General features: G+C 72.9%; 11 protein-coding genes. 7 read left to right on the top strand and 4 right to left on the bottom strand.

Annotation, left to right across the window (positions count from 1 at the left end; genetic code table 11):
• Positions 1-12: 12 nt before the first annotated feature.
• Positions 13-393: a winged helix-turn-helix transcriptional regulator gene (locus CNQ36_RS20735; RefSeq protein ID WP_121547111.1), complete on the bottom strand. Its 381-nt coding sequence runs from the start codon at positions 391-393 to the stop codon at positions 13-15.
• Positions 394-491: 98 nt separating this feature from the next.
• Here CNQ36_RS20735 and CNQ36_RS20730 point away from each other — a divergent pair, with 98 nt between their 5' ends.
• Positions 492-1,346, top strand: coding sequence for an SDR family oxidoreductase (locus CNQ36_RS20730; protein ID WP_121547110.1), 855 nt, complete (start codon positions 492-494; stop codon positions 1,344-1,346).
• A gap of 136 nt (positions 1,347-1,482) precedes the next feature.
• Entirely contained in the window at positions 1,483-4,377 is a 2,895-nt protein-coding gene (locus CNQ36_RS20725) for an AfsR/SARP family transcriptional regulator (RefSeq protein WP_121547109.1), read from the top strand.
• An 87-nt stretch (positions 4,378-4,464) separates the two neighbouring features.
• On the opposite strand, the gene CNQ36_RS20720 is transcribed toward CNQ36_RS20725, so the two are convergent.
• A complete protein-coding gene (locus CNQ36_RS20720) occupies positions 4,465-5,052 on the bottom strand; it encodes a M23 family metallopeptidase (RefSeq protein WP_176118004.1) in 588 nt (195 codons plus the stop codon).
• Positions 5,053-5,272: 220 nt separating this feature from the next.
• On the opposite strand from CNQ36_RS20720, the gene rarD reads away from it, so the two are divergent.
• Both rarD and CNQ36_RS20710 read left to right on the top strand, forming a co-directional pair.
• On the top strand, positions 5,273-6,262 hold the full coding sequence (gene rarD / locus CNQ36_RS20715; RefSeq protein WP_121547108.1) for an EamA family transporter RarD: 990 nt from the start codon (positions 5,273-5,275) through the stop codon (positions 6,260-6,262).
• Between the two features lie 39 nt (positions 6,263-6,301).
• Positions 6,302-6,775 carry a VOC family protein gene (locus tag CNQ36_RS20710; RefSeq protein ID WP_121547107.1) on the top strand — a complete coding sequence of 158 codons (474 nt, stop codon included), beginning with the start codon at positions 6,302-6,304 and terminating at the stop codon, positions 6,773-6,775.
• A gap of 240 nt (positions 6,776-7,015) precedes the next feature.
• Here the strand turns inward: CNQ36_RS20710 and CNQ36_RS20705 are convergent, their stop codons facing one another.
• The gene (locus CNQ36_RS20705) at positions 7,016-8,245 is read right to left on the bottom strand and encodes a tetratricopeptide repeat protein (RefSeq protein WP_121547106.1); all 1,230 of its coding nucleotides are present in this window, start codon (positions 8,243-8,245) and stop codon (positions 7,016-7,018) included.
• Between the two features lie 159 nt (positions 8,246-8,404).
• On the opposite strand from CNQ36_RS20705, the gene CNQ36_RS20700 reads away from it, so the two are divergent.
• The 3 genes from CNQ36_RS20700 to CNQ36_RS20690 all read left to right on the top strand — a co-directional run bounded on the left by CNQ36_RS20700 (position 8,405) and on the right by CNQ36_RS20690 (position 11,112).
• Positions 8,405-8,911 carry a DUF6668 family protein gene (locus CNQ36_RS20700; protein ID WP_121547105.1) on the top strand — a complete coding sequence of 169 codons (507 nt, stop codon included), beginning with the start codon at positions 8,405-8,407 and terminating at the stop codon, positions 8,909-8,911.
• 217 nt (positions 8,912-9,128) lie between these two features.
• Positions 9,129-10,748: an aa3-type cytochrome oxidase subunit I gene (gene ctaD / locus CNQ36_RS20695; protein WP_121548535.1), complete on the top strand. Its 1,620-nt coding sequence runs from the start codon at positions 9,129-9,131 to the stop codon at positions 10,746-10,748.
• Between the two features lie 10 nt (positions 10,749-10,758).
• Positions 10,759-11,112 carry a hypothetical protein gene (locus CNQ36_RS20690; RefSeq protein WP_121547104.1) on the top strand — a complete coding sequence of 118 codons (354 nt, stop codon included), beginning with the start codon at positions 10,759-10,761 and terminating at the stop codon, positions 11,110-11,112.
• Between the two features lie 19 nt (positions 11,113-11,131).
• Here the strand turns inward: CNQ36_RS20690 and CNQ36_RS20685 are convergent, their stop codons facing one another.
• Entirely contained in the window at positions 11,132-11,674 is a 543-nt protein-coding gene (locus tag CNQ36_RS20685) for a MarR family winged helix-turn-helix transcriptional regulator (RefSeq protein ID WP_121547103.1), read from the bottom strand.
• Between the last annotated feature and the right edge of the window lie 14 nt (positions 11,675-11,688).

Below are 11,688 nucleotides of genomic sequence, written 5' to 3'. Positions count from 1 at the left end.
GGCCCGGGTGCGCTAGCGCGCCCGGGCCTCGTCGTACGCGCGGCGGGCGGCGAGCACGTCGGTCAGACGCTTCTCCGTCCACAGGGCCAGTGCGCGCACCTGTTCGGCGGCCTCGCGGCCCAGGTCGGTGAGGGAGTAGTCGACGCGGGGCGGGATGACGGGCTTGGCGTCGCGGTGGACCAGTCCGTCACGCTCCAGGGTCTGGAGGGTCTGGGTGAGCATCTTCTCGCTGACCCTGCCGATCGCCCGGCGCAGTTCGCTGAAGCGGTGCGGCCGCTCCAGCAGCGTGATCAGCACCAGCACGCCCCAGCGGCTGGTCACGTGCTCCAGCACCAGACGGTGCGGGCACATCGCCTCGGCCTCACTCAGCAACGCATTCCTACTTACTGCCATGCCAGTACCTTACTTCAAAGTGGGTACTTTCCCATAGTTAGCGCATCTCCTAAGGTGAGTGGCACAACCCCTCACGCGACCCCCTGGAGTTCCGCATCATGAGCATCGTCGTCACCGGCGCCACCGGACACCTCGGCCGCCACGTCGTGGCCCAGCTGCTGGAGAAGGTTCCGGCCGAGCAGATCACCGCCGTCGTCCGCGACGCCGAGAAGGCGGCCGGGTTCGCCGGGCGCGGGGTACGGATCGCGGTCGCCGACTACAACGCGCCCGAGACCTTCGACGGCCTGTTCACGGCCGGCGACAAGGTCCTGCTGATCTCGGGCAACGAGTTCGACAAGGGCAGGGTGGGGCAGCACCGGATGGTCATCGACGCCGCGAAGGCCGCCGGTGTCGCCCTGCTCGCCTACACCAGCGCCCCCGGCACCCTGACCGCCGCGCTCGCCGACGACCACCGCGGCACCGAGGAGGCGCTGCTGGGCTCGGGCGTGCCGTACGTGCTGCTGCGCAACGGCTGGTACCACGAGAACTACACCGAGAACCTCGCCCCGGTGCTGGAGCACGGCGCGGTCCTCGCCGCCGCCGGTGACGGCCGGGTCTCCTCCGCCTCGCGGGCCGACTACGCGGCCGCCGCGGTCGCCGTCCTGACCGGCGAGGGGCACGAGAACAAGACGTACGAGCTGGGCGGCGACGAGGCGTGGGGCTTCGCCGAGTACGCGGCCGAGCTCAGCCGGCAGACCGGCAAGGAGATCACCTACAACCCGGTCACGCCCGAGGCGCTCACCGGCATCCTGGCCGGCGCCGGAGTGCCCGAGCCGATGGCGGCCGTCCTCGCGGGCGTGGACGTCTCGATCGAGAAGGGGGAGCTCGTCGTCGACAGCGGCGACCTGTCCCGGCTGGCCGGCCGTCCGACGACCCCCCTCGCCGAGGCCGTCACCGCCGCCCTCAAGGGCTGACGCCCCTGCCGCACGGCGAAGTGACCCCGTGGCACCGGTCCCATCCCGGATCGCTGAACTCCTGTTCGGCGACTGTGTGTACGGCTACGCTGGGCGCACGGTCACGGGCTGTCACGGGCTTTGCGGAGGCAAGCGCATGGGGGAGCCGATATTCGGCGTGCTGGGCCCGCTCCGGGTACGGGCGCGGGGCGCACCGGAGCCGCTCCCGCTGGGCGGCCCCAAGCCGCGGGCGGTCCTCGCCACGCTCCTGCTGGAGCCCGGGGCGTTCGTCTCGCTCGACGTCCTGACGGAGGTCCTGTGGCCCGGCGGCGCGCCCCGCTCGGCGGTGGCCAACGTGCGCACCTATGTACGCGCGGTCCGGGCGGCCCTGCGGGCCTCGGGCATCGTCACCGACGGGCTGCGCACCCTGCCCTCGGGCTACACCCTGGACGCCGGGCCGGACGATCACGACATGCTGCTGTTCGAGCACCTCCTGGAACGCGCCCGCGCGGCTCGCGACCAGGGCGACGACGGCGCCGCCCTGCGCGGCTACGACACGGCGCTCGCGCTGTGGCGGGGCGGCGTGCTCCAGGACCTGCCGCCCAGCGTCGTATGGGATCCGGTGATCGCCCGGATCGAGGGGCTGCGCTCCCTCGCCGTCGACGAATGCCTGCGGGTGCGGCTGCGGCTGGGCGACTACGCGCCGCTCGTCGCCGACCTCAGGACCCGCCTCGCCGAGGACCCGCTGCGCGAGGACCTGTGGCAGATGCTGGTCCGCGCCCTGTACGGCGCGGGACGCGTCACGGAGTCCCGCGTCGCCTACGCCGAGGCCGAGCGGGTCCTCGCCGCCGAACTCGGCGTCGCCCCCGGTGCGCCGCTGCGCGCCACCGGTGAGGAGGTCAACGGGCAGGTGGCCGGACGCCGCGCCGCCCCGGTCACGCCGGTGTGCCAACTGCCGATGGACGTACCCGACTTCACCGGCCGCGAGGGGGAGATCGCCACCCTCGAGGAGTTGCTGTCCGGGGCCGGCCGGCGGCCGGTCGTCGCCGTGGTGTCGGGCTTACCGGGCTCGGGGAAGTCCACCCTGATCGTCCATGTCGCCCACCGGGTGCGGCGCCTGTTCCCGGACGGACAGCTCTTCGTCGACCTGGGCGGCATGAGCGGCCGCCCCCGTGAGGCGGCCGACGTGCTCGCCGAGATGCTGCGGGGCCTCGGCGTCATCGACAACGCCATTCCGGCCGAACCGGGCGAGCGGGCCGCGCTGCTGCGCTCCCGGCTGGCCACACGGCGCTTCCTGATCGTCCTGGACGACGCCTCGACCAGCGCGCAGATCCGACCGCTGCTGCCGGGCACCGGCGGCTCCGCGGTCCTGGTCGGCTCGCGCCGCCGGATGCCGTCCCTGCCCGCGTACCACTGCCCGCTCGGCGTGATGCGGCACGACGAGGCCCGTACGCTGCTCGGCCGAATCGTCGGCGAGGAGCGGCTGCGCGGCGCCGACGCGCACGCCGACCGGGTGCTCGCCGGCTGCGGTTCGCTGCCGCTGGCCGTGCGGATCGCCGGGGCCCGGCTGGCGAACCGGCCGGGCTGGACCGTCGCCGCGCTGGCCGACTTCCTGCACGACGAGCGTGACCGGCTGGACCGGCTGCGGGCCGGCGAGCTGGAGGTCCGGGCGAGCGCGGAGCTGAGCTACCGGCATCTGCCCGAACACGCCGCCACTGCCTTCCGCGCCTTCGGGCGACTGCCCGGCGAGGCGGTACCGGGCTGGCTCGTCGCGGTCGCGATGGGGCACGCCGAGGAGCCGTCCCGGGTGCTCGAGACACTGCTCGACGAGCACCTGGTAGAGGTGGTGGGCACCGACCCCCTGGGGCTGCAGCGCTACCGCATGCACGATCTGCTCCGTATCTACGCGCGTGAACTCACCAAGGCGGACGACCCCGGCGTCCGGCGCGAGCACGGGCTGCGGACCGTGGACGCCCTGATCGCGCTGGCCCGCTGCGCGAACGCCGCGATGCCGACGCGTTTCCTCGGGGTGCTGGGGGAGACGGTGCCGCTGCCCGGCCCGGCCGCCGGCATCGCCCGCGCGGTACGCACCCGGCCGGTCGAGTGGTTCGAGAGCGAACGCCGGGTCCTCGTCACCGCCGTGGAGTCCGCTCTGCGGTTCGGCGACCACGCGCGGGCGGGCGACCTCGCCGTCGAGCTGGCGGGCTTCTTCGACATGCGGGGCTACTACGACGACTGGCTGCGCACCCACCGGCTCGCCCTCCAGGCGGGGCCCGCACCCGGCGACACCCGGTCCGCCGCCCTGCTGCGCAACCTCGGCCAGCTCCATCTCTATCAGGACCGGTACGCCGACGCGCTCACCGCGTTCACCCGCTCCCGGGAGGTCTTCACCGCCCTCGGCCACCGCTCCGGCGAGGCGGTCGCCCGGCTCGGCATCGGCTCCGTGCACCGGGTGACCGGCGACCTGGACTCGGCGCTGGCCTCCTTCACCGAGGCGCGGCACGCCTTCCGGGCGGCGGCCGACCGGCACGGTGAGGCGATCGCGCACAACGCGATCGCCTCGGTGTGGCTGGACCGGGGCGACGCGGACGCCGCGGCACCGTGGCTCGACGACGCGCTCACCCTGTCCCGCGACGTCGGCGACCGGCACCGCGAGGCACAGGTCCGGCGCCGTATCGCCGTACTGCACGAACTGCGCGGCACACCGCACATGGCGCGGGCCGAGCTGGAGCGGGCCCTGGGGATCTTCGACGAGCTGACCGACACGCACTGCGCGGCGTACGTGCAGCAGAGCATCGGGGAGCTGTGCCTGCGGCAGGGCGACGCGGGCCGGGCGTCGGCGCTGCTGGTGGACGCGCTGGCGGTGCAGCAGCGGCTCGGTGACCGCCGCGCGGAGGCCCGGGTGGCGTGCCTGCTGGGCGAGCTGCACCACGCCACGGGCCGGAAGCAGACCGCGCGGCGCTACTTCCACCGCTCGCTGTCGGCATACCGGCGCCTCGACGTGCGCGACGAGGCCGAGCTGGTGGACGCCAAGCTGCGTTCCCTGCGCTGAGCCGCGCAAGCGGTACGGCACCGGGCATGCGGGTACGGCGGCACACGGCCGCCGTACCCGCTCCCCCGGTTCGGTGCGGCGCCGGGCTCAGCAGCCGTTGGTGCTGGTCTGGTAGCGCGCGAGGTAGTCGTACCAGGTGACGCCCTGGACGACGGCGACGACGACACTGCCGTCGTGTATCTGCTCGTAGTGCAGATGCGGCGAGATGTCGTAGAGCGCGGACGTGGCGCCGACCGTGCCGATGCGCTGACCGCGCGAGACGGTGGCGCCCTTCTGCACGTCACGGGACTTCAGGTGGGAGTACCGGGTCCGCCAGCCGTTGCCGTGTCCGATGACGACGGTGTTCCCGTAGCCGGTGGTCGTGGAGTAGTACGACGACAGGACGGTGCCGCCGGCGCTGGCGAGGACGCGGCGCCCCCGGTCGTCCGGGGTCCCGTTCGCGTCGTAGTGGTTCCAGTCGATGGAGTGGGCGGGGCTGTGGCCCTGCCAGTTGCTGCCGCGCCAGCTCTGTCCGCAGACGAACGGCATGCGGAACGCGGGGCGCGTCGCTGCCGCCCGGAGGTCGGCCGAGGTGTCCTCCGCCGCCGCGACCGAGGCCGGGGCGGCCGCCATCACTGCGGCCAGGCCGCACAGTGCCGCGAGCAGCCGACGGCCCTGTCTCTTCCGTACGCGCATTGTTCCTCCCGAGGTCGCCGAGGTGACTGGGGCGATTGAAGGAGGGGCGCATACAAAGCGGATACAAGTCGCCGCTCGCGGTGTTCCGGGAGCGGTGTTGAGGGACGGGAGGGACCGCGGAACCCGTCATGACCGTATGGCGATACGGGCATGACAGACGAGGGCCATGGGCGCTACCTTCGGTGAGGCGTGTGCACAGCGAACCGGGAGAGGAGTGCAGGTGACCGGGAAGCCGGAGGGCGAACAACGCCTCGGACTGCTGAACGGCTTCGCGGCCTACGGGATGTGGGGGCTGGTCCCCCTGTTCTGGCCCCTGCTCAAACCCTCCGGGGCCGTGGAGATCCTGGCCCACCGGATGGTGTGGTCGCTGCTCTTCGTGGCCGCCGCCCTGCTCCTCATACGCCGCTGGGCCTGGCTCGGCGAGCTGCTGCGGCAGCCGCGCAGGCTGGCCCTGGTCACCGTCGCGGCGGCGGTCATCACCGTCAACTGGGGCGTCTACATCTGGGCCGTGAACTCCGGGCACGTCGTCGAGGCGTCCCTCGGCTACTTCATCAACCCGCTGGTCACGATCGCGATGGGTGTGCTGCTGCTGAAGGAGCGCCTTCGGCCCGTGCAGTGGGCAGCGGTCGGGGTCGGCGCCTCCGCGGTGCTCGTCCTCACCATCGGCTACGGCCGTCCGCCGTGGATCTCGCTCTGCCTCGCCTTCTCCTTCGCCACGTACGGACTGGTGAAGAAGAAGGTCAACCTCGGCGGTGTCGAGTCGCTGGCCGCCGAGAGCGCGATCCAGTTCCTGCCCGCGCTCGGCTATCTGATGTGGCTGAGCGCCCGGGGCGACGCCACCTTCGGCACCGAAGGGACGGGGCACGCGCTGCTGCTCGCCGCGTCCGGCATCGTCACCGCGCTCCCCCTGGTCTGCTTCGGCGCCTCCGCGATCCGGGTGCCGCTGTCCACGCTGGGGCTGCTCCAGTACATGACCCCGGTCTTCCAGTTCCTGCTCGGCATCCTCTACTTCAAGGAGGCCATGCCGCCCGAGCGCTGGGCCGGCTTCGCGCTGGTGTGGCTGGCGCTGGCCCTCCTCACCTGGAACGCGCTGCGCACCGCGCGCCGGGCCGCCCGCGCGGTGGCCAGGGGGACCGCGGCGCCCGGCCGTGTCCCGGCGGACACGGTGAGCCCCGCCGCCGAAGCGGACGCGCTGCGCGCCAGGCCGTAGAGCCGGGCGTTGTCAGTGCCGGGGCCTATAACTGAGCGCATGACGCAGACACCGACACCGGCCACCCCCGTGCACTGGAAGGTCGTCGTCGACGCGGGCGACCCGCACGCGCAGGCGGACTTCTGGGCCGCGGCCCTCCGGTACGTGGTCGAGGACCACAGCGCGCTGATCGGGAAGCTGCTCGGCGCGGGCGCCGTGCCGGCCGACCTCACCGTCGAGTCCCACGGCCGCCGGGCATGGCGCGACCTGGCGGCGGTACGGCACCCCGACGACCCGTACGAGGAGGAGAGCGGCACCGGCCACGGGCGGCGGCTGCTGTTCCAGCGGGTGCCGGAGGCGAAGACGGCCAAGAACCGGCTCCACCTCGATCTGCACCCCGGTGCGGGCAGCCGCGAGGAGGAGCAGGCGCGGCTGGAGGGGCTCGGCGCGCGGGTGCTGCGCCGGGTGGAGGAGCCGTCCGGGAGCTGGCTCGTGATGGCGGACCCGGAGGGCAACGAGTTCTGTCTGCACTAGGCCGCTGCCCGGCACGGATCGGACACGGAGGACTCGCGGGTCCCGCCGGCCCCGGTCCGCGGGGGCCGGTGCGGCCGACCGGGACGGAAGAGGGAGCCGGTGCGAGGCGGCCACTCCAGCGCGCCGGAGAAGCCGGGCGTGGAGGCGACGAGTCGCGGGGGCCGGCGTGCACGCCGGCACTGACCCCGCCTCCGCGTGCTCGGGCCGACTCGCCGGGCGGCTCCCGGTCCGGCCCGCCGCTCAGGGCTGCTGGGCGCGGGCGCGTTCGGTCAGCCGGCCCATGCGGGCGCGGGCGGACTCCAGTTCCTCGATCTCGTCGGCGGCGGGGCCGTCCTCGGCGGTGAGCTCGGTCCACAGGGCGATCAGCTCGTGCCCGAGTTCCAGTCCGGGCAGCGGCTCGCGCACCGCGCGCCAGGCGGTCGCCGCGCTGCGGACGTTGCCGTAGGCGGCCTCCGCGTCTCCCGCGCGGCGGCAGATCACGGCGAGGTCGAGGGACATCCGGAAGGCGCGCAGCGGCTCCCCGGCCAGATAGGCGATGTACGCGGCGAGCTCACGCAGCCGCAGCACCTCAGGGTGCTCCGGCCCCAGGGTCCCGGACGCCTCCGCGACGGTCTCCTCGGCCAGCCGGGCCGCCGCGTCGATCCTGCCCGTCCGCACGGCGTCGTTGACCCGCGCCATGGGTTCGGCGAGGTGGTTGTCGCCGGAGACGGCGGGTTCGTCACCGAGCACCGCCTCCGCCACGGCGTCGAAACCGCGGGGCGGGGTGGGCTTGGGATCGGGGTCGTAGAGGGGCTCGGGCTCGGCCGGCGGGGCCGCTTCCGGGGTGCGGGGCCGGTCGGCCGCGGGGTCCGGGTGCGGCCTCGCGTCCATGGCCGGGGGCGGTCCGAACTCGCCCGTCGGCGGGGCGACCGTGCCGGGAGGCGTGGCCCGCGTCTCCGCCTGCTCGGGCACCTTCCGCAAGGCGAACGTGGGCACGGCGTCCCGGGGCGCCTCCGGGTCGGGGACGGGGCGCAGCTTGAAGGTGGGGGTGGAGTCCCGTACGGGCGCCGGCTCCGGCGGCGTCTGCGCCGCCGACTCCGGCACGGGGCGCAGCAGGTGGGTCGGCCGGTCGGAACCGGTCTCCCGCGCGGGTTCCGTGTCCCGCGCGGGTCCCGTGCGGACCGGCTGGCCCGTGAAGTGGCTGGAGCCGTCCGGGTCGACCCGGAGCGGGAGGACGTAGCCGATGCGTTCGTCGTGCACGGTGGCGAGGACGGGGTGCCCCGAGGCGATGGCGATGCGGTGGAGACGGTTCAGCACCGCCTGCTGGATCTCCTCGCCGGGCCCGGCGATCACCTTCAGCCCGCCGACCGACGCCCCGCCCGCGCCCACCCCGCCGACCGGGACATGGACGTCGATCGGCGCCGCCGCAAGGTCCGCCGCGTGTGCGGCCTGCTGCTGTTCCCGCTTGTGCTCGCGGCTGAGTCGAGACATCGTCCCCTCATTCGGGTCGTACACCTGCCGTCGAGTGTGTCCGCTCGCGCGCGCTTCTCACGTCACCACGTTGTCACAGGCTCGTCCCAACGGCCGTCCGCACCGGTTTCCGGGCCGCTCGGCGGCATGAAGATCGAGGTGCCGAGCAGGAGAGGGGCCATGGGCACAGGCATGCGAGAGGGACCGGAGATCTGGATACGGGGACCGGTGGCGGCGCCGGAGACGGCCCCGCCGGAGCCCGCCCACGCCCGGGCGACGGCCCGGCGCTTCTCCTGGGTCGGCCTGCACGGCGGCGCGGGCGTCTCCACGCTCGCCGCGGTCTACGGCGGTCATGACAGCGGACGCGCCTGGCCCGGCCCCGCCGATCCGCGGTCGGTGCTGCTGGTCGCCCGGACCCACGCGGCCGGGCTGGACGCGGTGGTCCCGGTGGTGGACCTGTTCCGGCGCGGCGAGACACCCGAGGGGCTGGACCTCGACGCCGTCGTCCTGGTGGCGGACGCCCCCGGGCGGCTGCCCCGTCCGCTCGCCCAGCGGGTCCGGCTCGTCGAATCGGTGATCGACGTGTACCGCGTGCCGTGGGTGAACGAGTGGCGGCTGGGCGACCTGGGCGGCCGGCCGCCCCGCGAGACGGAGTCCCTGGCCCGGCTGACGGGCGCGGCACGCTGAGACACCGGCCCCGCGGCCTCCGTCCGGCATGATCACCTGGCACGCGCATGTCCTCGCCCCCACCCCGGAATTTATTTCTCTCGCGAGCGAGATAGTCTGCCAGAGGCCGGGCCACTCGGTGCGCAGGCATCGCACGCCCGGAGGTCTCGCACGCACTTGGAGGACTGCCGTGCCCCAGCCCGCGCTGTCACCGCCCGCCTCGCCACCGCGGCCGGCCATGGAAGGGCGGCGCCGCTCGCCGGGCCGGGCCGTGGTGGCGATGCTGACCACGACCGACCACAAGCGGATCGGCACCCTCTATCTGGTCACCTCGTTCGTGTTCTTCTGCGTCGGCGGGCTGATGGCCCTGCTGATGCGCGCCGAACTGGCCCGGCCGGGACTGCAGATCGTGTCGAACGAGCAGTTCAACCAGGCCTTCACCATGCACGGCACCGTGATGCTGTTCATGTTCGCGACGCCGGTCTTCTCCGGTTTCGCCAACTGGATCATGCCGCTGCAGATCGGCGCGCCCGACGTGGCGTTCCCCCGGCTGAACATGTTCGCCTACTGGCTCTTCCTGTTCGGCTCGCTGATCGCGCTGGGCGGTTTCCTCACCCCGGACGGGGCCGCCGACTTCGGCTGGACCGCCTACACCCCGCTGTCCGACACCGTCCGCTCGCCGGGCAGCGGCAGCGACCTGTGGATCATGGGTCTGGCGATGCAGGGCTTCGGCACCATCCTGGGCGCGGTCAACTTCATCACCACGATCATCTGTATGCGCGCGCCCGGTATGACGATGTTCCGGATGCCGATCTTCACCTGGAACGTGCTGCTCACCAGCGTGCTGGTCCTGCTGGCCTTCCCGGTGCTGGCCGCCGCACTGTTCGCGCTGGAGTTCGACCGGAGGTTCGGGGCCCGGATCTTCGATCCGTCGAACGGCGGGGCGCTGCTGTGGCAGCACCTGTTCTGGTTCTTCGGCCACCCCGAGGTGTACATCCTGGCGCTGCCGTTCTTCGGCATCATCAGCGAGATCATCCCGGTCTTCTCCCGCAAGCCGATGTTCGGCTACATGGGCCTGATCGGCGCGACCATCGCCATCGCCGGTCTGTCGGTGACGGTGTGGGCGCACCACATGTACGCCACCGGCGGGGTGCTGCTGCCGTTCTTCTCCTTCATGACCTTCCTCATCGCGATCCCCACCGGAGTGAAGTTCTTCAACTGGATCGGCACCATGTGGAAGGGGTCCATCAGTTTCGAGACCCCGATGCTGTGGACCATGGGCTTCCTGGTCACCTTCCTGTTCGGAGGGCTGACCGGCGTCATCCTCGCCTCACCGCCGCTGGACTTCCACGTCACGGACTCGTACTTCGTGGTCGCCCACTTCCACTACGTCGTCTTCGGCACGGTCGTCTTCGCCATGTTCGCCGGATTCCACTTCTGGTGGCCGAAGTTCACCGGCACGATGCTCGACGAGCGGCTGGGCAAGATCACCTTCTGGACGCTGTTCACCGGCTTCCACGGCACTTTCCTGGTCCAGCACTGGCTGGGCACGGAGGGCATGCCGCGCCGCTACGCCGACTACCTCGCGGCCGACGGCTTCACCGCCCTGAACACCGTCTCCACGATCGCCTCGTTCCTGCTCGGCCTGTCGATGCTGCCGTTCTTCTACAACGTCTGGAAGACCGCCAGGTACGGCGAGCCGGTCGGCGTCGACGACCCCTGGGGCTGGGGGCGCTCCCTGGAATGGGCGACCTCCAGCCCGCCGCCGCGGCACAACTTCATCGCCCTGCCGCAGGTCCGCAGCGAGTCCCCCGCATTCGACCTGCACCACCCCGGGATCGCCGCCCGCGAACGTTGAGGAGCCGTCCATGGACGCACGTCATGAAGCCGCCCTCGGCCTGCACCAGCTGGAGGGCTACCTCCACCGGGAGGCCGGCCGCCGGGAGGCGCACCGCAAGGCGCGGGACTTCGCCGAGGCGCTGCCCGGCCTCACCACCGACCAGCGCCTGATGATCGAACAGGCGTACGCCGAGCAGCAGGAGGAGAACGCCCGTCAGGTCACCCGGCACATCGCGGAACGCATCGAGCAGGTCCAGGCGCAGTACGCGGCCCGCCACCGCCGCGTCACACGGGAGATGGCCGTCGCCATGGCCGTGGTCACCACGGGGCTGATCGTGCTGTGCGTCGCGGTGATCCTCGGGACCGCCGCGGGAGCGGCCTGACACGGCCTCCGCCCCCGCCTCAGCGGACGTCGTCCTCCAGGGACATCAGGAGCTTGCGCAGGGCGTGCGCGACCGACGCGCGCTCGCCCGGTTCCAGCACGGAGAGCACGTCGCGTTCCAGGCCGAAGTGCCGTTCCAGCACGCGGTCCACGTTCGTCCGGCCCTCCTCCGTCAGACGGACCAGGGTGCTCCTGCCGTCGACGGGGGACGGACCGCGCTCGATCCAGCCCTCCCGCTCCAGCCGGTTGAACCTGCCCGTGAGCCCCGCGGAGGAGACGACCAGCGCCCGGCGCAGCTGTCCCGGCGTCAGCGCGTAGGGCGGGCCGCTGCGGCGCAGGGCGTGCAGCACGTCGAAGTCCCCGACGTTGGCCACGGCCATGCCGCCCGCGCGGCGCAGCTGGGCGGTGAACCGCTCCTCCAACAGTTGGGCCGCGCGCAGCAGGCGGGCGACCACCTCGCTGGACGACACGTCCAGTCCGGCCCACTCGCTCCGCAGCTCGGCCAGCATCACGTCCACGCTGTCGCCGTCCACGGCGGCCTCGGCATCCTCGTCCTCACGCATCGCCGGCCAAGCGT

This window comes from Streptomyces fungicidicus (assembly GCF_003665435.1).
In the GTDB taxonomy this organism is placed as follows: Bacteria; Actinomycetota; Actinomycetes; order Streptomycetales; family Streptomycetaceae; genus Streptomyces; species Streptomyces fungicidicus.
Note: the sequence above shows the minus strand (reverse complement) of the source record. Positions and strands in the feature narration are given on the sequence as shown.